At 50.0% G+C, this 25,025-nt stretch carries 16 protein-coding genes; 9 read left to right on the forward strand and 7 right to left on the reverse strand.

The features are described 5' to 3' along the window. Nucleotide 1: 1 nt before the first annotated feature. The 5 genes from HXZ99_RS03580 to sdhC form a co-directional block, all read right to left on the reverse strand. The gene (locus HXZ99_RS03580; RefSeq protein WP_194755883.1) at nucleotides 2-2,800 is read right to left on the reverse strand and encodes a 2-oxoglutarate dehydrogenase E1 component; all 2,799 of its coding nucleotides are present in this window, start codon (nucleotides 2,798-2,800) and stop codon (nucleotides 2-4) included. Between the two features lie 145 nt (nucleotides 2,801-2,945). Then, nucleotides 2,946-3,662, reverse strand: coding sequence for a succinate dehydrogenase iron-sulfur subunit (locus HXZ99_RS03585; RefSeq protein WP_194755884.1), 717 nt, complete (start codon nucleotides 3,660-3,662; stop codon nucleotides 2,946-2,948). A gap of 12 nt (nucleotides 3,663-3,674) precedes the next feature. Then, the gene (sdhA, locus tag HXZ99_RS03590; RefSeq protein WP_194756058.1) at nucleotides 3,675-5,435 is read right to left on the reverse strand and encodes a succinate dehydrogenase flavoprotein subunit; all 1,761 of its coding nucleotides are present in this window, start codon (nucleotides 5,433-5,435) and stop codon (nucleotides 3,675-3,677) included. A 9-nt stretch (nucleotides 5,436-5,444) separates the two neighbouring features. Next, nucleotides 5,445-5,792 (reverse strand): succinate dehydrogenase, hydrophobic membrane anchor protein, encoded by a 348-nt coding sequence (sdhD, locus tag HXZ99_RS03595; RefSeq protein WP_194755885.1) that lies wholly within the window; start codon nucleotides 5,790-5,792, stop codon nucleotides 5,445-5,447. Continuing rightward, nucleotides 5,786-6,160: a succinate dehydrogenase, cytochrome b556 subunit gene (gene sdhC / locus HXZ99_RS03600; protein WP_194755886.1), complete on the reverse strand. Its 375-nt coding sequence runs from the start codon at nucleotides 6,158-6,160 to the stop codon at nucleotides 5,786-5,788. Before sdhC ends, sdhD begins: the two co-directional genes overlap by 7 nt. Before the next feature lie 307 nt (nucleotides 6,161-6,467). On the opposite strand from sdhC, the gene HXZ99_RS03605 reads away from it, so the two are divergent. Both HXZ99_RS03605 and HXZ99_RS03610 read left to right on the forward strand, forming a co-directional pair. Further along, nucleotides 6,468-7,748: a citrate synthase gene (locus tag HXZ99_RS03605; RefSeq protein WP_194755887.1), complete on the forward strand. Its 1,281-nt coding sequence runs from the start codon at nucleotides 6,468-6,470 to the stop codon at nucleotides 7,746-7,748. 61 nt (nucleotides 7,749-7,809) lie between these two features. Then, the gene (locus tag HXZ99_RS03610) at nucleotides 7,810-8,772 is read left to right on the forward strand and encodes a homoserine O-acetyltransferase/O-succinyltransferase family protein (protein WP_194755888.1); all 963 of its coding nucleotides are present in this window, start codon (nucleotides 7,810-7,812) and stop codon (nucleotides 8,770-8,772) included. A gap of 1 nt (nucleotide 8,773) precedes the next feature. Here the strand turns inward: HXZ99_RS03610 and HXZ99_RS03615 are convergent, their stop codons facing one another. Further along, nucleotides 8,774-10,069 (reverse strand): O-acetylhomoserine aminocarboxypropyltransferase/cysteine synthase family protein, encoded by a 1,296-nt coding sequence (locus HXZ99_RS03615; protein ID WP_194755889.1) that lies wholly within the window; start codon nucleotides 10,067-10,069, stop codon nucleotides 8,774-8,776. Between the two features lie 283 nt (nucleotides 10,070-10,352). Between HXZ99_RS03615 and HXZ99_RS03620 the strand changes: the two genes are divergently transcribed. From HXZ99_RS03620 to HXZ99_RS03645, 6 genes are all read left to right on the forward strand, one after another. After that, complete coding sequence (locus tag HXZ99_RS03620; protein WP_194755890.1) at nucleotides 10,353-11,411, forward strand: efflux RND transporter periplasmic adaptor subunit; 1,059 nt, start codon at nucleotides 10,353-10,355, stop codon at nucleotides 11,409-11,411. Between the two features lie 8 nt (nucleotides 11,412-11,419). Beyond that, on the forward strand, nucleotides 11,420-14,677 hold the full coding sequence (locus HXZ99_RS03625; RefSeq protein WP_194755891.1) for an efflux RND transporter permease subunit: 3,258 nt from the start codon (nucleotides 11,420-11,422) through the stop codon (nucleotides 14,675-14,677). Then, nucleotides 14,670-17,747, forward strand: coding sequence for an efflux RND transporter permease subunit (locus tag HXZ99_RS03630; RefSeq protein WP_194755892.1), 3,078 nt, complete (start codon nucleotides 14,670-14,672; stop codon nucleotides 17,745-17,747). Before HXZ99_RS03625 ends, HXZ99_RS03630 begins: the two co-directional genes overlap by 8 nt. A 125-nt stretch (nucleotides 17,748-17,872) precedes the next feature. Further along, complete coding sequence (locus tag HXZ99_RS03635; RefSeq protein ID WP_194755893.1) at nucleotides 17,873-18,727, forward strand: EamA family transporter; 855 nt, start codon at nucleotides 17,873-17,875, stop codon at nucleotides 18,725-18,727. 75 nt (nucleotides 18,728-18,802) lie between these two features. After that, nucleotides 18,803-20,011 (forward strand): DEAD/DEAH box helicase, encoded by a 1,209-nt coding sequence (locus tag HXZ99_RS03640; protein ID WP_194755894.1) that lies wholly within the window; start codon nucleotides 18,803-18,805, stop codon nucleotides 20,009-20,011. Between the two features lie 90 nt (nucleotides 20,012-20,101). Continuing rightward, the gene (locus tag HXZ99_RS03645) at nucleotides 20,102-21,073 is read left to right on the forward strand and encodes a metallophosphoesterase (protein WP_194755895.1); all 972 of its coding nucleotides are present in this window, start codon (nucleotides 20,102-20,104) and stop codon (nucleotides 21,071-21,073) included. Here HXZ99_RS03645 and HXZ99_RS03650 read toward each other — a convergent pair. Continuing rightward, entirely contained in the window at nucleotides 21,039-22,925 is a 1,887-nt protein-coding gene (locus tag HXZ99_RS03650; protein ID WP_194755896.1) for a hypothetical protein, read from the reverse strand. The two genes, HXZ99_RS03645 and HXZ99_RS03650, sit on opposite strands and share 35 nt — an antisense overlap. 247 nt (nucleotides 22,926-23,172) lie before the next feature. On the opposite strand from HXZ99_RS03650, the gene sppA reads away from it, so the two are divergent. Further along, nucleotides 23,173-25,005 carry a signal peptide peptidase SppA gene (gene sppA / locus HXZ99_RS03655; RefSeq protein ID WP_194755897.1) on the forward strand — a complete coding sequence of 611 codons (1,833 nt, stop codon included), beginning with the start codon at nucleotides 23,173-23,175 and terminating at the stop codon, nucleotides 25,003-25,005. Nucleotides 25,006-25,025: the final 20 nt, after the last annotated feature.

Genomic DNA, 25,025 nt, shown 5'->3' on the forward strand with positions numbered 1-25,025 from the left:
GTTAAATACTGAGTGCTTCGTGCACGAGTTTTTCTTGTTGTTCCTTATGCACGGATGCATATCCCACTGCCGGCGATGCTGATGCCGGGCGACCTGCATAGGTCAATTTCGCACCGTCCGGAATCGCCGCGTGAAAGTGGTGCTGGCTGCAATACCAAGCGCCTTGGTTTTGCGGCTCTTCCTGACACCAGACAAACTCTTTCACGTGCTGATATTCCTTCAGCACTTCGGCCATTTCTTCGTGAGGGAACGGATACAACTGCTCAATACGAATTATCGCTACGTTATCCATTTCTTGCTCGCGGCGCGCCGAAAGCAAATCGTAGTAGACTTTACCACTACAGAACACCACGCGTTTTACTTTTTTCGGATTAATCTTATCGATTTCTCCGATGACATTATGGAACTTGGCTTCTGCCAACTCTTCAAGGGTAGAAACTGCATCCGCATGTCGCAACAATGATTTCGGCGTCATCACAATCAGTGGCCGACGAACGGGCCGTAATTGTTGGCGACGAATCATATTAAATACCTGTGCCGGTGTACTAGGAATACAGACCGACCAGTTATGGTCTGCAGACAACTGCAAGAAACGCTCTAAGCGTGCCGAGCTATGTTCTGGCCCCTGCCCTTCGTAACCATGTGGCAACAACAGGGTTAATCCGCACAAACGGCCCCATTTTTGCTCACCGGAACTTAAGAATTGGTCGATAACCACTTGCGCACCGTTGGCGAAATCACCAAACTGCGCTTCCCAAATCACCATGGTGTTCGGCTCTGCTGTGGCATAACCGTATTCAAATGCCATGACGGCTTCTTCTGACAAGACCGAATCGTAAATTTCGATCGGCGCCTGTTTTTCATCAATTTTGGTGAGTGGCAGGAAGGTTGCCGCATCTTTTTGGTTATGCAGCACCGCATGACGATGGAAGAAGGTGCCACGCCCACAATCTTGTCCGGTGATACGAATGCGATAACCGTGCTTCACCAAAGACGCGTACGCTAAGGTTTCTGCCATTCCCCAATCAAGAGAACGTTCGCCTTTAGTCATCTTCACGCGTTCTTCATATACTTTGGCCACGCGCGCGTTCAGCTTAAATCCCTGTGGAATTGCCGTGAGCTTTTCACCCAAATCCTGCAGTTCTTTCACCGAAATAGACGCGTTGTACTCAACATCCCAATCTTTATCAATATAGGGCGACCAATCTACCGAGTGCGCCGTCATCGGACGCCACTCGTCCACAACGCAGTCACCTTTATCGAGGGCATCTCGATAATCTGCTACCAGCGATTTGACGGTATCTTCATCAACCACGCCTTCATCAATTAAGCGCTTCGCGTAAATTTCCCGCGGCACTGGATGCTTTTTGATTTTTTGGTACATCAACGGCTGCGTTGCGTTCGGTTCATCGGCCTCGTTATGGCCGTGGCGGCGATAACATACCAGATCAATCACTACATCACGCTTGAAGGTATTGCGATAGTCAACGGCCAACTGGGCCACAAACAATACTGCTTCCGGATCGTCGGCATTAACATGGAAGATAGGTGCCTGCACCATTTTTGCGATATCGGTACAGTACTGCGTCGAACGCGCATCTTCCTGCTTTGATGTGGTGAAACCAACTTGGTTATTGACCACGACGCGAACGCTACCACCCACACCAAAGGCGCGAGTCTTCGACAAGTTAAAGGTTTCTTGGACCACACCTTGGCCGGCAATCGCGGCATCACCATGAATGGTAATCGGCAACGCTTTACTACCGTCTTTACAGCCTCGGCGATCCATACGCGCGCGCACCGAGCCCATGACTACAGGGTTAACGATCTCAAGGTGTGATGGGTTAAACGCGAGGGCTAAGTGAACGTTACCGCCTTCGGTTTCAAAATCGGAACTAAAGCCCATGTGATATTTCACATCACCTGCTTTATCCGTGGTGTTCTTCCCAGCAAACTCGTCAAATAACTCTTGCGGATGTTTACCGAGCACGTTGATTAATAGATTCAGGCGACCACGGTGAGCCATGCCGATAACCACTTCTTTGGCACCTTGGCTTCCTGCCCGGCGAATCAAAGATTTCATCAAAGGTACGAGAGCGTCGCCCCCTTCCAGTGAAAATCGTTTCGCACCAGGAAACTTCGAGCCTAAATATTTTTCTAGACCATCGGCGGCAACCAGCTCTTTCAGCATGCGTTTACGGTCTTCTGCACCAAATTTAGGCTGGCCTAATTGGGATTCTAAACGCTGTTGAATCCACCGCTTTTCATCGGTAGACACAATATGCATATACTCGGCACCAATAGAACCACAGTAAATGGCATCCAGTGCTTTATGTATGTCGCTGAGTTTCGCGGTTTCTTTGCCGATCACAAGTGAGCCTACGTTAAACTCAAGGCCCATATCCTCTTTGCTTAAACCGTGGAACTCAGGGTCGAGATCAGGCACCGTCTCTTGCTTCCATAAACCAAGCGGGTCAAGTGAAGCATGTTGGTGACCGCGGAAGCGGTAGGCGTTGATGAGCTGAAGCACGCGAACTTGCTTTTCAGCAAGCTCTGAATTTAAGGAGCCGGAACCGGCTTGCTTCAGTTTATGTTTGGCAGCTTCTCGAAACTGTTCGCGAATTTCGCTGTGTTTAACATCGAGCGCGCCTTTCGGCAGGCTATCAAACACCTCGCGCCAATCGGCTGGAACAGCAGTTGGGTCGTCGAGATAAAGCTCAAACAGCTCTTCGATGTAAGCTGCGTTTCCTCCCGCAAATGGAGAGGACTCAATCCAGGCTTGCATTGCGCCTTCTTGCATTGCTTTTCCTTTCACTGGTTCGGACTGCGAAAAACAGCAGGCACGCGTTAATGGTTAGCGTCTATTTTTAAAAAAATAGCCATCCGTAGCGGGATGGCTATTTGTACAACTAAAACAATACTATATCAGAAACCGCCTGTTTTCGCTAAACAGCGCGGCTCAACAGCATCGACTTGATGTGACCAATAGCCTTCGTTGGATTTAATCCTTTTGGACAAACGCTGACGCAATTCATGATGCCGTGGCACCGGAACACGCTAAACGCATCGTCCAGATCATCCAAACGTTCTTCGGTTGCCGTATCGCGGCTATCCGCCAAGAAACGGTACGCGTGCAGTAAGCCTGCTGGACCGACAAACTTGTCTGGATTCCACCAAAACGAAGGGCACGAGGTTGAACAGCACGCACACAAGATACACTCGTACAAGCCGTCGAGCTTGGCCCGATCTTCTGGGCTTTGCAAACGCTCACGGGCAGGTGGCGTTTTATCATCATTGATCAAAAACGGCTTCACTTTTTCGTATTGCTTATAGAACTGAGTCATGTCGACGATAAGGTCGCGCATAACTGGCAATCCAGGCAGGGGACGAATCACAACTTTGTTCGACTTCAACGACGACAAGTTAGTAATACAAGCTAATCCGTTTTTACCGTTCATATTCAAGCCATCCGAACCACAAACCCCTTCCCGGCATGAACGACGGAAGGATAAGCTCGGATCCTGCTCTTCTTTAATTTTGATCAGCGCTTCCAGCACCATGAGATCCTGGTTATCTTCCAGTTCCAGCGTGTAGTCCTGCATCCGCGGCTTGGTATCTACGTCTGGATTGTAGCGATAGATCGAAAACGTTAATTTTTTCATCCTACAAACCCCTTAATACGTCCGCGCTTTCGGCGGGAACGCCTCGCGCAATTTAGGTGCCATGTTAACCGTACGTGTCGTCATGCTTTCGTCTACTGGACGATACACGGTATGACACAGCCAGTTATCATCGTCCCGCTCTGGATAGTCAGCACGGCTATGAGCGCCGCGGCTTTCCTTACGGAAGCTTGCAGAAACCGCCGTTGAGTAAGCCGTTTCCATCAGGTTATCGAGCTCAAGACACTCAATACGTGCGGTATTGAAATCTTTACTGGTATCGTCAAGACGTGCATGATTCAGGCGCTCACGAATTTCACGTAACTCACCTAAGCCCTGCTCCATCGCTTCGCCTTCCCGGAAAACCGAGAAATTCAGCTGCATGCATTTCTGCAGGTCTTTACGAATTTGATACGGGTCTTCGCCTTTCGGCGTTTCATTCCAACGATTAACGCGTGCTAATGCCGCATCGACATCGCTACTGCTTGCTGCACGCGATTCTGCCGTAGCAGCCAAGGCTTCGCCTAAGTGCAAGCCTGTTGCCCGACCAAAGACCACCAAATCGAGTAATGAATTACCCCCTAAGCGGTTGGCACCATGCACGGATACACAGGCGATTTCGCCACAAGCGAATAAGCCTTGAATCGGTTGCACGTTCCCTTTGCTGTCGACTTGCAGACACTGACCGTTTACGTCAGTTGGGATACCACCCATCATATAATGACAGGTTGGAATAACTGGAATTGGCTCTTCTGCTGGATCTACGTGGGCAAAGGTTTTGGCCAAATCGCACACGCCAGGTAAGCGAGATTCTAACGTTTCGCGCCCCAAATGGTCTAGCTTCAGCTTAATGTGGGTACCCCAAGGGCCTTCGCAACCACGACCTTCGCGAATTTCGGTCATCATGGCACGGGCCACAACATCACGACCCGCAAGATCTTTTGCGTTCGGCGCGTAGCGCTCCATAAAGCGTTCGCCGTCTTTGTTCAGTAGATATCCACCTTCACCACGACAGCCTTCGGTTACCAATGAACCAGCGCCGGCAATGCCGGTTGGGTGGAATTGCCACATTTCCATATCTTGCACAGGCACGCCTGCACGTAATGCCATACCCACGCCGTCACCGGTATTAATGTGCGCGTTCGTGGTTGAAGCGTAAATACGCCCGGCGCCACCGGTTGCTAGCACAACGGCCTTGGCGCGAATGTGATAAATCTCACCGGTTTCAATTTCCAGTGCAGTCACACCAGTAACCACGCCGTCTTGGTTTTTCACCAAATCAAGCGCATACCACTCTGATAACACGGTGGTCTTGTTTTTTACGTTTTGCTGATACAAAAGGTGCAATAAAGCGTGACCGGTACGGTCGGCCGCGGCAGCAGTACGCGCCGCTTGCTCGCCACCGAAATTCTTGGACTGACCGCCAAATGGACGTTGATAAACTTTACCATTCTCAAAACGAGAGAAAGGTAAACCCATATTTTCCAACTCTAAAATGGCTTCTGGTCCGGTTTTACACATATATTCAATCGCGTCTTGGTCACCGATGTAGTCGGAACCCTTGACCGTATCAAACATGTGCCATTCCCAGTTATCTTCGTGGGCATTGCCTAACGCAACGGTAATACCGCCCTGTGCCGATACCGTGTGTGAACGGGTTGGGAATACTTTCGACATAAGCGCACAGCTCATGCCGTTTTCAGAAATTTGTAATGCTGCTCGCATACCCGCGCCGCCGGCGCCGATAACAACTGCATCAAATTGTAATTCTTTTATGTTGCTCACTTAGACACCCCACAATACAAATAAGCCGGTGAACCAGTAGACAATGAGTGCTAGCACCACTACATATTGAATGAGGCCGCGTAATAACGCGCCTTTAACGTAGTCGGTCAGCACTTGCCAGATTCCAATCCACGCGTGGATTAGGAGTCCCGTCAGAGCTAACAACGTATAAACTTTCACGCCAACGTGGCCAAAAAAGCCAACCCAAGTTTCATAGCTTAGGCCTGGATTGCACACTAACCAAGCAATCATGAACACTGCATAAGACGCGAGAACCAGCGCACTAGCGCGCAGCAGAATAAAGTCGTGCGTTCCGCTACGACCAAAAGTAGAAGCAATATTTACCATAACCAAATCCCTGCTAGTACGGAGAGAACAACGGCCAGGATAACGGTCACCACGGCACTCGTGTTGCCCGAATCAAGCTCTTCCCAAAATCCAAGGTCCATCACCATGTGGCGTAAACCAGCCAATATATGGTAGCCAAGCGCTGTCATGAAACCCCAAATCACGAATTTAATCACCGGATTTGCAAGCACGTTTTGCGCCTGAACGAACCCTTCATAGGAACGCAGTGAAATAGCTAAAAGCCAGACAAGAAGCCCGACGAGAACCAACATAATAACACCCGACACGCGGTGCAAAATGGAGGCGATTGCAGAAGGTGGAAAGCTGATTGTGGTCAGCTCCAGGTTAACAGGTCTTTGTTTTTTCACAACTGTTGCCTTATCTGAAAACGCTGTTGAAATCAGTGCGCCAAGTATATCGGGCACGGTTTACAATTACAATTACTGACATGCGCAAAATACGGTTCAAATCCTAAGTCAGTAAATTAGGTTATATCCCTGTAATAATGTGGCTTCGATTTCTGTCGGAAGTATAACAATTAGACTAAAGTAGTAGCGGAAAAGTAGTAGTCATCCAATCGCCTACCGTTTACGTTAAATTGACAGATCACCCCAAGATCAAGTACAAATAGCCCACTTTTTTGACCGATGACGCACAGAAGACAAGGAGATTTCCATGGCTGAGCGTAAAGCCACTATTCAAATTGATGGCAAGAGTATCGAGCTGCCGGTGCTTTCAGGCACCGCCGGTCACGATGTAATTGATGTACGGACCTTAGGCAAGCACGGCTACTTCACGTTCGACCCAGGCTTCCTCGCTACTGGCTCTTGTGAGTCTAAAATTACCTATATTGATGGTGAGAACGGTGTGCTTTTGCACCGCGGCTATCCGATTGAGCAATTAGCAACCGAAGCGGACTACCTTGAAGTTTGTTATATGCTGATTCACGGCGAAGCACCAAGCGCCGAAGCGTATCAAAAATTTAAGCAAACCATTACCAAGCACACCATGGTTCATCAAGGTATTCATGAGTTCTTCGGTGGTTTCCGTCGCGATGCGCACCCTATGGCTATGCTCTGTGCGGTTACCGGCGCGCTTTCTTCGTTCTATCACGACGACTTAAATATTGCCGATCCGAAACAACGGGTACGCAGTGCCTATCGTTTGATCGCAAAAATGCCAACGATTGCCGCCATGTGTTACAAGCACAACATGGGACAACCGTTTGTTTATCCGCAAAACAGTTTAAGTTTCTCTGAAAACTTCTTAAACATGATGTTCTCTGTGCCAGCGGAAGATTATGAAGTGCGTCCAGTGGTTGCCAAAGCCATGGATCGTATTTTTACCCTTCATGCTGATCACGAGCAAAACGCATCAACCTCAACGGTTCGTTTAGCGGGATCCTCCGGTGCCAATCCGTATGCGTGTATCGCTGCAGGTGTTGCATCATTGTGGGGCCCAGCGCATGGTGGCGCCAATGAAGCCTGTTTGAAAATGTTGGCGGAAATTGGTTCTGTTGATCGTATCCCTGAGTTTATTGAGAAAGCCAAAGATAAAAACGACCCATTCCGTCTGATGGGCTTTGGCCACCGGGTATACAAGAACTTCGATCCGCGTGCGAAAGTGATGCGTGATACCTGCCATGAAGTATTAAGTGAGCTTGAAATCAACGACCCATTGCTTGACGTGGCAATGGAACTTGAGCGCATTGCATTGGAAGACGAGTATTTCGTATCCAAGAAGCTGTACCCAAATGTTGATTTCTACTCGGGTATTATTCTGAAAGCGATTGGCATTCCAACCAACATGTTTACCGTGATTTTTGCATTGTCACGTACCGTCGGTTGGATCTCTCACTGGCACGAAATGCTCAGTGAAAGCAGCCAGAAGATCGGGCGTCCTCGCCAACTTTATACCGGTGAAGCGCAACGCGACTTCTCGCCGATTAAAAAGTAAGCAGGTTCCAACACTAGAATACGAAAGCCGTCCAGAGCGTCATTCTCAGGGCGGCTTTTTTGTGGGTATTGTATTCAAAGAAGCGGAATGTCATGATGCCAACAGAAAAACAACACACTGTTTCGTAAACAACTTTTTCCAGCGCGCACTCTATTTATCTATGGCCCTTATCTTACATCGCCCACTGCCCGTGATTACCGCACTTCAGGATGAAGGTTTGGATATTCGCTTCGCACCTAGCGAACGCGGCACGATAAAGCTTGGCTTCTTAAATTTAATGCCTGAAAAGGTCGTCGCCGAACGTCATTGGCTGCGATTGTTAGCGCAAACCGGGCTCAACATTGAAGTCCACCTTCTTCGTTTAAAGTCTTGGGTGTCTAAAACCACTTCAAAAGATCACATGGAGCGTTATTACGAGGACTGGGATAGCCTGACTGACCTTGATGGTTTAATTATTACCGGCGCTCCTCTAGGCACCATGGATTATGAAGATGTGGGTTATTGGTATGAGCTCCGCGATATTCTTGATAGCGCCACATTAGACTACAACAGCGTGCTCTATCTGTGTTGGGCTGCAAACGCCGCCTTACATCATCATTACGGGATTCCTCGGGTACAACGAAGCCGAAAAATTAGCGGGGTTTATGAACACCGCATTATGCGCAAACATCCGATTACCGAGTCCATTCATCGAGAGGCACGCTTTCCCCACTCTCGCTATGCTGAAGCGCGACAAAATCAACTTTATGCCCATCCCGAACTTAGAGTGCTTGTCGACTCGCGCAAAGCAGGTGCGTTTGCCGCCATTGACCCCGTGCGTAAGCGCTTGTTTTTGCTCGGCCATCCAGAGTACGAAGCAGATACGCTGCACAACGAATTTGAGCGAGACAAGCAAAACAATCCGGATACACCCCCGCCGGAATTTTATTACCAAGATGACCAGCCGGGGGTACTCCCTACGCCAGATTGGCAATCCCATGGGGTCGCCATTCTGCGTAATTGGATAAACCATTGGGTGGTTTAAATCAGGAAGCCACTCGCAATTTCTGATGTGCGGCCGCAAGTGCCTGATCTAAATCAGCGATAAGATCATCGATATGTTCGATACCCACCGATAGCCGCACCAAATCTTCTGACACCCCTGCTTTGCCCAACTCAAGTGGCGATAGCTGACGATGAGTGGTCGACGCAGGATGACAGGCTAACGATTTGGCATCACCGATGTTAACCAGCCTTAAGAACAGTTGCAGTGCATCAATAAACTGTACTGCAGCCTCTTTCCCTCCATGAATGCCAAAGCTTAAAATGCCCGAGCCTTGTCCTTGGGTCACTCGCTGCGCCAGCCCATGATACTTATCACCGGGAAGCCCTGCATATTTAACCCAGGCCACATCGGGATGTTGCTGCAAGTACTCTGCAACCTTCAGTGCGTTTTCACAGTGGCGTTCCACCCGAAGCGACAAGGTTTCCAATCCCTGAAGAATGTTAAATGCACTTTGCGCCGATAATGCCGCCCCCGTGTTACGTAATGGAACGACCCGACAACGCCCAATAAAGGCAGCGGGACCAAGGGCTTCTGTGTACACCACACCGTGATAGGACGGATCCGGTGTATTTAATTGTGGGAAGCGCTCAGGCTGTGCCGCCCAATCAAACTTACCACTATCCACAATAAGCCCACCCACGGTTGTGCCATGCCCGCCAATATATTTCGTCAAGGAATGCACAACAATGTCGGCACCTAGGTCAATCGGACGGCATAACACCGGTGTCGCCACGGTATTGTCGACCACTAGAGGAATACCATGGGCATGAGCAATATCAGCAAGGCGCGCGATATCAACGATATTGCCAGCGGGATTACCAATGGATTCACAGAAAAGAAGTTTAGTACGGTCATCGATTAGCGCCGTTAGCCCAGCAAAATCGTCGGCGTCGGCAAAACGCACATCAATGCCTTGTTGCGGTAGGGTATGGGCAAACAAATTATAGGTACCCCCATACAACTGGCTAATACTGACAATGTTATCGCCGACACCGGCTATCGTTTGAATACTGTAATGAATCGCCGCCATGCCAGACGCCACCGCAAGCCCCGCAATTCCCCCCTCAATGGCCGCCAGACGCTCCTCAAGCACCGCGTTAGTTGGATTCATAATGCGCGAGTAGATATTCCCCTCCACCTTAAGGTCGAACAAATCAGCGCCATGCTGGGTATTTTCGAAAGTAAACGAGGTGGTTTGATAGATAGGGACAGCCGCCGCGCGCGTCGTCGCTTCGGCGCTATAGCCATGGTGTAAAGCTAGTGATTCGAGTCGCATGGGTCTTCCTCCAGAATAATTATCCGCAACACTTTTCTGGAATTCTAAACGTTTAGACGTCTAAATGTCTATATATGATTTTGATAATTTTGCTAATTTCTTGGCTGCATTTGTCAAAGCAAGTGGCGAGTTTCACCAACACTGCTGTTTGTTTCGCCACACTCTCGCTCCAACTATCTCTAATTTCTTTGTTTTTCAATTAGTTAATATTTCTGGCACGGATATAGCATTAATCTGAGTATCTTTATTTTGTTGGGTTCGACCGTTTATCAGGGACTTTGCTATGAACACAAAACTATCTTTACTCGTTGGATTTTGCGCCGCACTACTTGTCAGTGGTTGTGGTAACTCCTCGGCAACGCATGTAGAAAGCTCAGCGGAAGCGCGGGAACGCGGCATTCCAGTGGAAGCGGTAACGGTGGAGCGCGGTTTAGTGCGCGCTAGCTTCCAAGCGAGCACCGTGCTCGAAGCAGAAGAGGAAACCGATGTAATTGCCCGTGTTAGCGGAGTAATTGAGCAGGTATTGGTCGAAGAAGGCGATTACGTGGAGCAAGGTCAAGCACTCGCTCGGATGGAATCGGCGCGCTACCAATACAGCCGAGACCAAATCGCCGCTGAGTTAAATGGCGTTAAACAAGAGTTAGAGCGCATGCAGCGCTTAGCGACGCAACAGATGGTGAGCCAAGAAACGATTGAGCGCTTACAGACACGCCATGACAGCTTAACGGCACAACTGAAACTAGCCGACCTAGATTTGCATGAAACAGTGATTCGCGCCCCCATCAGCGGCCACATTGCCCATCGCTTTGTGAAGCAAGGCAATATGATCCAAGCCTATCAGTCGAAAGCGCTGTTCCATATTGTTAACGATACCACCTTGCGGGCCACGCTTAACTTACCAGAGCAGGCATTGCGGCAAGTGGCTGTGGGCCAGAACGCTGAGCTCATGCTGCAAGGTACCGGAGACATTCAAAAGCTCGTTGCCCAAGTGGCGCGCATTAGCCCTACGGTCGACTCAACCACAGGTACCTTTCGGGTTGTTTTAACCATTCCTAATCAGGAACACAGATACCGCGCGGGTATGTTCTCACGGGTGTTGCTGCACTATGCAGAGAAAGACAACGTTGTGCGTATTCCGCACCAAGCGCTGATTCGAATCGATCAAAGTGCTTATGTCTACGTCGTAAAAGATGAGAAAGCCGTGCGTAAAGAAGTTCACTTAGGCCTGCGTGAAAACGGATGGATCGAAATTGTCGATGGCATCGACTCCGGCGAAACCTTAGTGATTACCGGACAAAACACGCTGCGCGAAGACGCCTTGGTTGAAGTTATTGCATTGTGAGATCTGTGATGAAAAACAAAAATAATAAAGGAATCGCGGCGCTGGCAGTGCGCCGCCCAGTCACCATCGTAATGATCACGCTTGCCATTATTCTGTTTGGAATGGTTAGTCTTGGTCGATTACCGGTGAATCTACTCCCCGATTTAAGCTACCCGACCCTCACTGTGCGCACCGCATATATTGGCGCTGCGCCCACCGAGATTGAACAACTTATTAATCGTCCTATTGAGGAATCCCTCGGCACCGTGCGCGGTGTCCGTACCATTACCTCCTACGCCCGTGCAGGTCAATCGGATATCGTGCTTGAGTTTGCTTGGGGCACCAACATGGATATGGCGGGCTTAGAAGTACGGGAGAAGCTTGATACCGTTTGGCTTCCAGTAGATATCGAAAAGCCGGTGATTCTCCGCTTCAACCCCAATATGGAACCCATTATGCGCTTTGCTCTCAACCGCGAGCAGGCGCTTAGTGCGGCTGAATTACAGAATATGCGCCGCTATGCCGACGAGGAACTGAAACGGCAACTAGAAAGCATACCGGGTATCGCTGCGGTACGTGTAGGTGGCGGCCTCGAAGACGAAATCCAAGTCCTTATCGATGAACATCGGGCGAGCCAACTGAACATCGATGTACAAACCATTGTGCAACGGTTACGCGCCGAAAACGTAAACCAAGCCAGTGGCCGCATCGAGACCAGCACACTCGAGTTTTTAGTGCGCACGGTGAACCAATTTCAAAGCCTAGAGGACATCGGCGCTATTTATATAGCCACCCGCAATGGCACTCCGATTCAACTGAAAGATATCGCGGAGATTCGTCACGGCTACCGTGATCGTACCTCGATGAGCCGTGTTAACGGACTCGAGTCCATTGAACTAAATCTATACCGAGAAGGTGATGCAAATACCGTACAGGTCGCCGACGAAGTACGTCGTCGCATCCCGTCGATCACGCGGCAACTTCCCGATGGCTACCAGCTTCAATTGCTCAATGACCAGTCTGGGTTTATTCGCAATGCCATCCAAGCAGTAAAACAAAACGCGCTTATTGGCGGCGTATTAGCCATGTTAGTCATTTTGTTATTCCTGCGTCATCTGCGGCCGACATTAATTATCTCTGTAGCCATTCCAGTGTCGATTGTGGCTACTTTTCTCTTTATGTTCATGGGTAACCTGAGCTTAAACATGATGTCGCTGGGCGGCATCGCACTCGCCGTGGGCTTATTGGTAGATAACGCCATCGTTGTGTTGGAAAATATATCTCGGCGCCGCGAGCAAGGGGATTCCATTCCTGACGCTGCGATTCAGGGCACGAAAGAAGTGACTGGTGCTGTCACCGCGGCAACCTTAACCACCTTGGCAGTATTCGTACCGCTTATCTTCGTCAGCGGTATGGCTGGCCAGTTATTTACCGACCAAGCCATTACCGTGAGTGTGGCCCTCATCGCCTCACTATTGGTTGCACTAACCCTGATTCCAATGCTGGCGAGTCGTCAATTTCAAGCCCAAGACAGTCTTTCAGTCCCAGACCAGAGCCCGACGCCCCCAACCCGTCGAGGCTTCTGGTACTGGGTTTCTTGGCCATTTAAAACCCTATTCCTAGCCCTGTTTTACTGGCTGCCTGTCATGCTTCTGGGCGGAGGAAGAGCGATAGGCCGTGCCATATCTCGTGCCGCGCAATGGCTCAGCCGTCCTATTTTAAAAGGATTTGAAAGTGGTTTAACAGCGACGGCAAATACACATAACCGTGTGTTGGGCCGCATGCAGAAAAGCCCTGGCATGTATTTCGTTATTTTTGCCACCGTAACCCTCGCCTGCTTTAGCTTGCTCCCTCGTATTGGTGCTGAACTTATTCCACAAATGGAACAGCGCGAGTTTTACGTTGATGTGCAGCTACCACGGGGCACACCGATTACCCGTACTGATCGCTTTATGGCTGATTTCGCGGAAATGTTAGCGGCGGATGCGCGCGTTGAAAAAACCTACTCAGTGGCCGGTACCGGAAGCCTTATGCAAGTGCAGGCAAATCAAGGCGGTGACTTTTGGGGTCGTATACACGTTGTCTTAAAGCACGGGTTAAGTCCGGTGGAACGGGATGCAGTAATTCAAGAAAGTCGTGATTACTTATCCCGTCAGCCAGATGTTCAAGCCCGTGTCGATTATCCTGAACTCGTGACGGTAGATATGCCGTTAATGGTAGAGCTCGTTGGTTACGATCTGGATCGGCTACAAATTGCCGCCGAACATGTCGCGCGCCAACTTGAAGAGCACGAGAATTTTACCGATATTCGCAATGGCCTGACGGCTGGGCAACCGGAACTCGAAATCGAATTTGACCACGCTCGCCTTGCTTGGGCTGGTTTATCAGCGCCCGATGTTGCGCGTTTGGTGAGCACCCACATTGGGGGCCAAGTAGCGACCCGTTACAACATGATGGATCGCCAAATCGATATCCGAGTTCGTCTACCCGATGCAGCCCGTCAACAACCAGAACGCCTTGGCGATCTGATTGTAAACCCAGGGGCTGAAGTCGAAATTCCCTTGTCGGCCGTTGCCACAATTCATCGCGCCATCGGCCCAAGCGAGATTACTCGCCTGGGTCAGCAACGCGTTGCTTTAATCAGTGCCCGCGCCAGCGGTATCGATGTTCGTCAAGCACAGCAGCAGTTGTTACAGCTCATCGATAGCAGCACCTTCCCACCAGGAGTGAGTGCCCGCATCGGTGGTCAAAGTGAGTTGTTAGAAGAAAGCTATTCTTCGATGATGCTTGCTCTCGCTCTGGCGGTATTCTTGGTGTACCTGGTAATGGCGTCTCAGTTTGAAAGCTTTGGCCACCCACTGCTTATCATGTTTTCAGTCCCCTTAGCTGTTGCTGGATCCGTGGTCGGGCTTTGGCTTACCAATACGCCGCTCAGTGTGGTCGTTTTCATCGGCTTAATTATGTTGTGCGGTATTGTCGTAAATAACGCCATTGTCTTGGTTGACCGAATCAACCAGTTACGTCTCGAAGGCATGGAGAAAACACGTGCAATTCGTACAGCGGCAAGCCAACGGCTACGCCCGATTCTGATGACTACGCTTACCACTGTACTCGGATTGCTCCCCTTGGCACTGGGTATTGGTGAAGGCGCAGAACTTAGCGCAAGCATGGCAATTGCGGTCATCAGCGGACTGCTCTTTGCCACCTTACTCACCCTGCTGTTTATCCCTTTGGTATATCAGTTGTTCGACCGCAAACAGTTTAAGGTGGAGGTGGCCGATGCTTAATGTCGCTACTTTCTCGGCGCCTCTCGCGCGTTTTGCACTTCGTCGCCCGGTAACGGTATGCATGATCTTTCTGTCATTTTTGTTACTTGGGTTAATTTCAAGTCGGCTGCTCCCGCTGGAAAAGTTTCCCGGTATCGATATTCCTCAAATCGCTGTGGTTGTTCCTTATCCGGGAGCCACCCCAGCCGAAGTGGAACGACTGATTACTCGCCCATTAGAAGAGGCTCTTGCTACCATCGGCGGCCTCAACGAAATGCGCTCCGATTCCAGTGATAATCAAGCTCAAATTAGCCTTGATTTTAATTGGAATGATTCAATTTCCGCACGGGGTATCGAAGTGAGGGAGGCCATTGATAGTGTGCGCCACACCTTACCGAGCGATGTTGAGCGAGTATTTGTTTATCAATTCAACACCGATGACATGGCGGTGATGCAGCTCCGCATTTCCAGTGACCGCGACTTGTCGATGGCTTACGATTTGATCAACCGTAATTTAAAGCAACCCCTCGAACGCGTTCCAGGCGTATCGCGGGTGCAATTGTATGGGGTTGATCAACCAGAAATTATGATTCGCCTCGACCCCGAAGCAATGGCATCGGCACAATTAAATGCCAGTGCCGTGACACACATTCTAAATCAAGCAAACTTTACTTTGAGCGCAGGTTACGTGGAAAGCGCACGCGACCGCATTCAGGTAAAACCCGTGGGTGAGTTTCGCAGTCTTGATGATATCCGCAGATTACCGGTAACCCGATACTTGACGCTAGCGGACATCGCCAGCGTTGGGTATGAATTGCCGGAGGCCCGTGCAGGGCGCCATTTCAATCAAACGTACGCCATTGGTATTGATATTTTCAAAGATAGCAGTGCCAATTTGGTGGATGTGGCGCGGCTTGCCAGTACTGTAATCGCGCAGGCGGATGGTAGCCCAGAATTTGCCGGCATTTACCTAATGACCATGGACAACACGGCCGAAAGCGTTACCACGTCGCTACGGGATCTCCTCTCTGCCGGATTAATTGGCGCGGTATTATCCATCATCGTGCTCTATTTATTTATCCGAGATTGGCGCGCCACACTCATCATCGTGGTATCAGTGCCTATCGCAATCTTCCTAACCTTGGGCGTCATGTACCTGCTTGGCTACAGCCTGAATATTCTATCCATGATGGGGCTTATGCTGGCGGTCGGGATGCTCATCGATAATGCCGTGGTTGTATCTGAGAGTATTAAACAAGAGCAACAAGATTGTATGGAACGGGGCGAAGCCCCCACAGAAAAAACCATTGAATTAGGCGCTGGGCGTGTGTCGTTGGCAATTATTGCCGGTACCCTCACTACCGCAATCGTGTTCCTACCCAATATTTTTGGGGAAAAACAAGAAATCACCATATTTCTTGAGCATGTTGCCGTTGCCATCTGTATTTCATTGCTGACTTCGTTATTAATCGCGCAAACCTTGATTCCCTTGCTGATGAGTAAATTAACACCTAAGGCCAATCCGCAAGGCAGTCAGCCGGGGATATTACGCCGTGGCTATTTACGCTCATTGCGCTGGAGTCATCGTCATCCGCGGTGGACCACGCTCATTATGCTCGCGATCGTCGCAAGCACTGCCTTTCCGTTTTCACAGGTCAGTGGCGATCAAACAGAAACCGCGTTTAATGATCGCTTGTTTCTTAATTACTTTGTCACCGGGCAGTACACACTTGAACAAGTTGAACGCGATGTCACGGCAATGGAGGACTATCTTTACGCGAATAAAGACAAGTTTGATCTTGAGCATGTATACAGCTATTACACACCGGGCTACGCCATCTCGATTCTAATGTTGAAATCGGAACGGACACTGTCGGTTGCTGAGATTCAACGCCGTATTCGGGAAGACATGCCACCTCTGGCTCGCTCGCGTCCGGTTTTTGGATTCCGCGGTGGGAATAGCGGTGGCGTACAATTGACGCTGCAAGGACGTTCAACAGCAGAGCTTGAACAAGTCGCTGACCAGTTAATTCCTGTGCTTTCTCGTGTAGACGGACTCGTTGATGTGCAAACAGCATCGCGCCAAGCGCTCGATGAAATGCGGGTTACTATTGATCGCGTCCAAGCAGAGCGCTTTGGCTTAAATAGCCAAGCTGTCGCGGAACAAATCTCAGTCGCCTTACGGGGCCGAAATCTGCGATCATTTCGGCATCATCCTGAGGGTGATATGCGCATTCAACTGACATTCCCAGAGAGTATTCAGCGCGATTATCGAGAGTTTGCCACTATGATCATCGGCCAGCATAACGGCCAATGGGTCACCCTTGATCAAGTCGCTACCATCGAGCGGATCCCGCAACTTGGCACGATTCGCCGCGTTGATCGACAAACCGCTGTGCGCATTACCGCGAACCTAGAAGACCTTACCATGGGTGAAGCCCGTACCCAGCTCACCGAACTAATGAACGCGTTGGAACTTCCAGCGGGCGTGCGTTGGTCTCTTGATGGCGGTTTTCGCGCCCAGCAAGAGCAAAATCAGTTGATGCTGATAAATATGGTGCTCGCTATTGCCTTGGTTTATATGGTGATGGCCGCTCTGTTCGAGTCGTTACTGCTACCCTCTGCCGTCATCGGTTCGCTGCTGATGGCTATCGCAGGTGCATTCTGGGGATTAATGTTCACCGGAACCAGTTTGGATATTATGGCCTTGATTGGCCTACTTATTCTCATGGGAATTGTGGTGAACAATGGCATCGTACTTGTCGATGCCATAAACCAGCAACGGGATGCCGGGCAAAGTTTAGAAGAGGCATTGTTAGAAGCGTCGTCGCGTCGGGTAAGGCCAATTCTGATGACAGTAGCAACCACGGTATTAGGCATGCTGCCATTGGCGCTTGGCAGTACTCAGATAGGTGGCGACGGTCCTCCCTATGCTCCTATGGCGATTACCATTATCAGTGGCTTAATTGTCTCAACCGTGACGAGCCTTTATTTCGTGCCGCATGCCTATAGTCGCTTGCTGGCGTGGCGCGCCTATTGGGGTCGCGTGTGGCGTCATGCACGCCACCCACTCAGTCGTCGCCCAGCATAATTTAAAAATCTCAGGTGCGGCCTAGGCCGCGCCTGAATCTGTCTACAGCAAGCACTTCTCTCACTGGGAAAACCTCCGTATACTTGAGCGCTGCGTTACACTCACGTGCTGGAGTTCCAATCGTTATGCTTATCTTAGTTGCCATCACCCTGATTTGGGCGTTTAGTTTTTCTTTGATTGGAGTTTATCTGGCGCCTGAAGTGGATGCCTATGTCGCCGTTTTTATTCGGATGCTGCTTGCTACTGCATTGCTGTTGCCATTTTTACGTGTTACCCGCATGCCGCGCCAACGCCAATGGCAACTCATGGGCATTGGCGCAATTCAAATCGGTCTGATGTATCTGTTGCTGTATCACGCATTTTTACACATCAGTGTCGCCGAAGTGCTCCTATTTACTATCTTTACGCCACTGTACATTACGCTGCTTGATGAGCGCGTTCTTAACCGCAAAGTGCTGCCGTTGATTTGGTGGCTTGCGGCATTGCTATCCGTCATTGGCGCGGGTTTGATTCGCTACCAAGGTGTATCCAGCGGATTTTGGACCGGCTTTCTGCTCATTCAAGGAGCCAACCTCTGCTTTGCCTTTGGTCAGGTAGCCTACAAGCGCCTGTCACTAGGTCCAGCCCGAGCTCAGGTTCAGCAATATGCGATGTTCTTTATTGGAGCCAGTATCGTCAGCGGCATCGGCATGCTGTTGTTCGCAGACTTCAATCGCCTGCCCAATAGCACCACCCAATGGGCGATATTAGTGTGGCTAGGATTAGGTGCCTCCGGTGTCGGATACATGCTTTGGAGTATAGCCAGCAAGCGCGTCAATATTGCCCAATTAGCCACTATGAATAACGCCTTGATTCCGGCGGGATTGTTGGTGAATTTCTTACTTTGGGGACAAGATGTAAATTGGCCGAATCTGTTTCTCGGCGGTGTCATTATTCTTCTCTCGGTGTGGCTGGCCTCTCGCTTTCAACGCACGCCATAACGGCTGTGAATTTGCAGGGCGCAGGTAACTCCTGTATGCTGCGCCCTCTTTTCCCCTCTGAGTATCTGCTAGTTCATGACATTTGCCGACCTTGGCCTTCGTGCCGACATACTTGACGCCATCGCCCACACGGGTTACACCCAACCAACCCCTATTCAAGAAGCTGCAATACCGGCTGTTCTTGACGGGAAAGACGTGATGGCTGCGGCCCAGACCGGCACAGGGAAAACAGCCGGCTTTACCTTACCAATTTTAGAGCGCCTCGCAGATGGTGTGCGTGCACAACCGAATGAGGCCCGCGTTCTCATTCTTACGCCCACCCGTGAGCTTGCCGCACAAGTCGCCGAAAGTGTTGCCACCTACAGTCGTAATATGAATCTGTCCCATGCCGTGGTGTTTGGCGGTGTGAAGATTAATCCACAGATGATGAAGCTGCGCAAAGGGGTCGATATCTTAGTGGCAACACCAGGCCGCTTACTCGATTTGCATCAGCAAAAAGCGATACGCTTTCCGAAATTAGAAATTCTGGTGCTTGACGAAGCCGACCGTATGCTGGATATGGGCTTTATTCACGATATTAAGCGCATTTTTAAACTGCTTCCGGCCAAGCGTCAGAATTTGTTGTTCTCTGCTACTTTCTCAGCTCCGATTCGCGCCTTAGCCCAAGGCTTGGTGGTAAATCCCGTTGAAATCTCTGTCGCTCCTGCAAACGCCACCGCAGATCGCGTCGAGCAACATGTCTACACCGTAGTAAAAGGTGAAAAGCCAGCGATGTTGGCGGCCTTGATTCGGGCGCATGATATTCCGCAAACATTGGTATTCTCGCGCACCAAACATGGGGCTAACCGCCTCGTGAAACAGTTGGATAAAGTAGGCTTTTTGGCCGCTGCAATTCATGGCAATAAGAGCCAAGGTGCACGCACCAAAGCATTGGATGATTTTAAATCGGGTCGAGTACAAATTCTTGTGGCAACCGATATTGCTGCCCGCGGTCTCGATATTAACCAATTACCCTTGGTGTTAAATTACGACTTACCGCAAGTGCCGGAAGATTACGTACATCGAATCGGCCGCACGGCGCGCGCGGGAGCCAGTGGTTTAGCCATTTCTCTCGTCACCGATGAAGATGTAAAGCAAATCAAGGCCATTGAGCGTTTGATTCAGCAGACCATTATCGAGAAAACACTTCCAGGCTTTACCCCAGTGTCGCTTCCAGCGCGTGCAACCCCAGCACCTGCCAAACCAAAGCGACCCAAAAAACCTAAGCCAAAAACCTACTCGTAGGCTGTTAAAGGCGCTATTGCCCTTGCCCGTCATCGGTTTATCAGGATATTCTGTACCAAAATCATTATCTTGATGACCGATGGAGCGAGCATGACAGATACTAATCAGGGAAAGCGATTACCCACCGGATACGACATTATTGGCGATATTCATGGCCACGCAGACAAATTAATTGCACTCTTGGATGCGCTTGGCTACGCGTCTGAACAAGGCGTATATCGACACCCCGAGCGTAAGGCTGTGTTTGTTGGCGATCTTATCGATAACGGGCGCAGTAATCGCGAAGTGATGACCCTAGTGAAAGCCATGCACGAAGCTGGCAATGCTCACGTTGTTATGGGAAATCACGAGTTTAACGCCGTGGGTTGGGCGATCCCCAAACCCGATGGCGATGGTTTTTTGCGCGAACACACGGCGCAGAACCGTGCCCATCACATTGAGTTTCTAGAAGAAATCCCCGATCCACAAGAACGCCAAAATTGGCTTGATTGGTTTAAAACCTTGCCGTTGTTCCTGGATCTGGGTCCATTTCGCGTTGTCCATGCCTGTTGGCACGAGCCTTCCATGGACGTGCTTTCGCCCTATCTTCATGCTGATCATAGTTTGCGAGAAGACGCGTGGGTGCCTGCGTTTACCGAGTCGCACCCGCTTTTTAAAGCCACTGAAACCGTATTAAAAGGCGTGGAAGTAGATTTACCCGAGAATACTTCATTCTTTGACCACAAAGGAAAGGAACGCTTCCAGGTTCGAATTTCTTGGTGGGAATCAGCACCGGAGTCTTTGGCGGCAATCGCGCACATCCCTAATCCCAGTAAAAACCAGAAAGCCCTTGCTGCATTGGCAAAGCTAAGCGCCGACCCACGGGTATTACGAGAATTTTCTTATCAGGGCAATAAGCCGGTTTTCTTTGGGCATTATTGGCTAACGGGAACGCCTCAAGCGCAGTCGAAATACTGTGCCTGCGTCGATTATTCCGCAGGTCGCGATGGCCCATTGACGGCCTATCGGTGGCAAGGCGAATCCGAACTTAACGACGATCATTTTTTGGCCGTGTATCCTTAGCCTCACGGCCTAAGCCATCGCGCCAGATATTAAATTGCTCCCCCTGCTGGCGAGAAATAAGCGCCAGTACAGCATCGAGTTCTTGCTGATAATGTTGCCGTAAGCCTTGATAAATACGCTCTTGTTCTTCGTTCAGAGAATCTAAAATAGCGGCGCGCATGGTGTCACGATGCATCCGCTCGTCAATTTCAACCATGGTGTAATCTACCGCCAACCATGAGCCTCCCACTAAAACGGGAACACACAGCCAAGCCATGGGTCCACAGAAACTGCCAGCAGCAGCGCTGCCGCTGGCGGCGGCAACGCGAGTACCCGCCCGTGAAAATAGCCCAGCAAAGGCACGCCGTACTCCCGTTCTTGACGCGGCTCGAGTTCCTGCGCCCGCAGCCAAGCGCCAAACCAATACACCACCAACCGCACCGGCCCCGACGCCAGACTGATTTAGTTGCTCTCGAATCGGCGTTAAATCTATCGTCGCAATCTCACAACGTATGTGAGATTGCGCTTGGGCCAACCAACCCTGCTGTTGTGCTAGCAATCCCTGTAATGCAAGCGCCACTTCCGCATCCACTTGTTCATTAAGCGTGAGCAAGGCAGGCTCCAAAAATTCCGCAAGATCCTTTTCCAAACGTTGCGCAAGGGCGTCAGCGAATACCTGTTCGCTCACACTGGCAGCAGCCAACAATGCGAGCTGTTGATACTGACCACGAATGCTGTAATTCCAATCGAGAAATCGATCAACGGCCGGCTCTGCTTGCATAAAAGCGTGCTGCAAACCGACACGCAAGCGACGTTCAATCGCCGTTTCCAAGCCTATCGCGTACTCGCTTAGGCGCGCTTCGGCAGCCTCTTCTAAGGTATCCACCTCCCTTCGTACTGAGGGCATCTGACACGGATCGAGCGCGACTGTCTCATCGCTTACGGGATCCGCTGCAGACCATAACGCTGGGCGCTGTGCAACATTAAGCAGCACGCATAGCAGCAGTGCAGGCCCCAATACACCGATGACAATGCCTGGTTTACACGCCCCCATCAGCGCTTTGGCCCCGTGCATATGGTGGGCGCGGTTGAATAGAGCCAGAAGCCCCATGATCAAGGTAAATATCAGGCCGATTTGCAGTCCGTTTAAAATCAAGAAGGCCAACCAAATTGCGAATAGCCCACCCGCATTTAATCCCGTGGGAAGCGAACTTGCGACTTGCAAACTGTGCCATAGACTTGCGTAAATCACATCGAGTGCAGCCACCAGATAGCCTAACCACGGTAATGCCGTGTCTGGACGCGCTTGCCAATGCTGCAATGCAATCTGACTATATTGAAGGTGGCGGGTGTCGGCTACATCGAGGAAAAACACCTGTAGCAACGAAAGGATGGCTGCACTGCATAACACCGTTAACCAAAGCGCGGCGCGGCTCACCAGCGTAATCTGAAAACGCTCATGGAGTTCCTTCCCTACTCGCTGACGCAATCGTCTAAAAATAAAGACAAACAGCGGTACCGTAAGGACGAACGCAGCCCACTCAAAAAGCGTCAGACGTAAGGTTAAAATAAAGGCACTCAGGGCGATCCCCCAACCCAGAATGGCGTGGATCAGTTGTGTAAAGAAACCGTCCCATAGCAGGCGCTTAGTTTTGCTCGTGGAACTGAACACATAGGCCAACAGTGCATGGCGGCGCAGTAGGCGGATATCATTGACGTAAGCAAAGGCAAATACCGCAAATAAGCTAAGAATAAATAGCAGCCCGATGGCATTTAAGTACACATACGCCTGACCGAGGCTTAGCGCCAATAAAAGCGCAATAACGCCAACAACGGCTATCGTTTGCATTCCTACACTGCCAAATCGCTGCATCTGCTCAAACACCCTCGCCCATGGCTGTTCACGGGATTTCTGTTGGTTCGAGTAAGCATGCCATGCTTTGGTTCAAGGATCATGAAATATTGCGCTCGCATGTGCATAGGAAACAGCCCGAGTAACTCAGCAAATGGTAGCTTCATCGGAATATTTCTAGACAGATGAAATAGCTTGTTACAAAATTTTAACGCACACTAGAGCTCATTATAATAAAATGCGCTGCGTTTAAATTCTGGAGCTAGTCATGGACTTACTAAAAAAAGTATTTGGTCGAATTGGAATTATCCTATCGGCTATTCGCCGATACACCGCTCATATGTTAACCATCATTGTGTTGGTGTTGGTGTTAACAGCCATATTTTCTACGAGTGATAAAGTAAAAGTGCCTGAAGGTGGCCTACTTGTACTTGCTCCTACCGGTGTTTTGGTCGATGAAGCCGCGAGTATCAACCCGCTGGATTCACTGCCAGACACCCTATTTTTTGGTTCGCCTCCGACCCAACAGCCGGTCCATGAGCTAGAGCGCGTGTTACAGCATGCCGCAACCGACGATCGCATTCACGGTGTCTACCTCGACTTACGTAATTTTGGCGGCGGTGGTGTCAGCAAATTGATTCGTGTCGCCGATGCCATTGACGCATTTAAAGCCTCGGGTAAGCCGGTATACGCCTACGCTGATTTTTACATGCAAGGCCCTTACTTGTTAGCTAGCCAAGCGTCGGAACTATACTTAAACCCATTGGGCATGGTCGATGCGACCGGTTTAGAAAGCCTACGCCCCTATTACAAAGGGTTGCTCGATAAACTCAATATTAATGTTCACGTGTTCCGTGTTGGCGACTTCAAATCCGCAGTAGAACCCTACATGCTTGAGGGCATGTCTGACGAAGCGCGGGAAAACCTTTCCTTGTGGTTAGGAGAACTTTGGCAAGAATACTTAAATACGGTTCAGCGCAATCGTACCTTAGATGCGCGCGTGGCATCGGGAACTGAGCAAGATTTTCTTAATATATTTGCCGAAAGTGATCAAAACTTATCACGGCTTGCGGTCAACGGTGGTTATGTAGATGGCTTGAAACATCGCCATGAAATGACCCAATATTTAATTGATATTGTCGGTTTAGACGAAGATAGCAATAGCTTCCGTAGTATTCGTCACAAAGACTATCTATCGACATTGCCTGCCCGTGAGCAAAATCGTAATTTACCCACCCTGACGGAATCAACCCAAGTTGCTGTCATTCAGGCTACCGGTGTTATTGTTGATGGTCGCGGCAGTGTTCATGAAATTGGGGGTGACCGACTCGCACAAGAACTTCGCGAAGCCCGTCACAACGACAAAGTAAAAGCTGTAGTATTGCGTATTGATAGTCCCGGTGGCAGCGCATTTGCATCTGAAATTATCCGTCAAGAAATTCTCTTGCTGCGCGAAGCGGGCAAGCCCGTGGTGGCGTCTATGAGTTCTGTTGCTGCCTCTGGTGGTTATTGGATTGCCGCAGGCGCTGACAAAATTATCGCCGAGGCAACCACCATTACCGGTTCAATTGGCGTCTTCGGTATGTTGCCCATCGTCGATGAAGCATTGGCGGATATTGGAATTAACTATGATGGCGTGAAAACTACCGAACTTCCATTTATGACCATCACTAAGCCATTAACGCCTGCGTTTAAATCAATGATGCAATCTGGTGTTGATAAAATCTATTCAGAGTTCTTGGAACTAGTGTCTGACGCTCGCAGCATGACTATTGAGCAAGTACATGCAGTAGCTCAAGGTCAAGTATGGTCTGGCGCCCAAGCGTTCGAGTTGGGGCTAGTGGATGAAATTGCCGGTATCGACACCGCCATTGTCCGGGCCGCTGAACAAGCCGGTTTAGATAACTATGCTGTATTGTGGCCAGAACAAGAATTATCATTCCGCGATCAATTGCTTAACCAACTCTTTAATAGCCGCGGTCCATCGTCAACGGAGCTTGAAACATTAGTGCATGAGGCCCTGTCATCTTGGTCTTTGTTTAGTGAATTCAATGATCCTCAAGGGATTTACCTTCGCTGTACCGAATGTAACACCCGCTAATACCCGCGAATATCTAAAAA

Source organism: Aliidiomarina indica (genome assembly GCF_015354615.1).
GTDB classification, from domain to species: Bacteria; Pseudomonadota; Gammaproteobacteria; order Enterobacterales; family Alteromonadaceae; genus Aliidiomarina; species Aliidiomarina indica.

Coding starts and splice junctions, on each gene's coding strand:
- HXZ99_RS03580 (WP_194755883.1), bottom strand. CDS start 2,800: ATGCAAGAAGGCGCAATGCAAGCCTGGATTGAGTCCTCTCCATTTGCG.
- HXZ99_RS03585 (WP_194755884.1), bottom strand. CDS start 3,662: ATGAAAAAATTAACGTTTTCGATCTATCGCTACAATCCAGACGTAGAT.
- sdhD (WP_194755885.1), bottom strand. CDS start 5,792: ATGGTAAATATTGCTTCTACTTTTGGTCGTAGCGGAACGCACGACTTT.
- HXZ99_RS03605 (WP_194755887.1), top strand. CDS start 6,468: ATGGCTGAGCGTAAAGCCACTATTCAAATTGATGGCAAGAGTATCGAG.
- HXZ99_RS03615 (WP_194755889.1), bottom strand. CDS start 10,069: ATGCGACTCGAATCACTAGCTTTACACCATGGCTATAGCGCCGAAGCG.
- HXZ99_RS03620 (WP_194755890.1), top strand. CDS start 10,353: ATGAACACAAAACTATCTTTACTCGTTGGATTTTGCGCCGCACTACTT.
- HXZ99_RS03625 (WP_194755891.1), top strand. CDS start 11,420: ATGAAAAACAAAAATAATAAAGGAATCGCGGCGCTGGCAGTGCGCCGC.
- HXZ99_RS03630 (WP_194755892.1), top strand. CDS start 14,670: ATGCTTAATGTCGCTACTTTCTCGGCGCCTCTCGCGCGTTTTGCACTT.
- HXZ99_RS03635 (WP_194755893.1), top strand. CDS start 17,873: ATGCTTATCTTAGTTGCCATCACCCTGATTTGGGCGTTTAGTTTTTCT.
- HXZ99_RS03640 (WP_194755894.1), top strand. CDS start 18,803: ATGACATTTGCCGACCTTGGCCTTCGTGCCGACATACTTGACGCCATC.
- HXZ99_RS03645 (WP_194755895.1), top strand. CDS start 20,102: ATGACAGATACTAATCAGGGAAAGCGATTACCCACCGGATACGACATT.
- HXZ99_RS03650 (WP_194755896.1), bottom strand. CDS start 22,925: ATGCAGCGATTTGGCAGTGTAGGAATGCAAACGATAGCCGTTGTTGGC.
- sppA (WP_194755897.1), top strand. CDS start 23,173: ATGGACTTACTAAAAAAAGTATTTGGTCGAATTGGAATTATCCTATCG.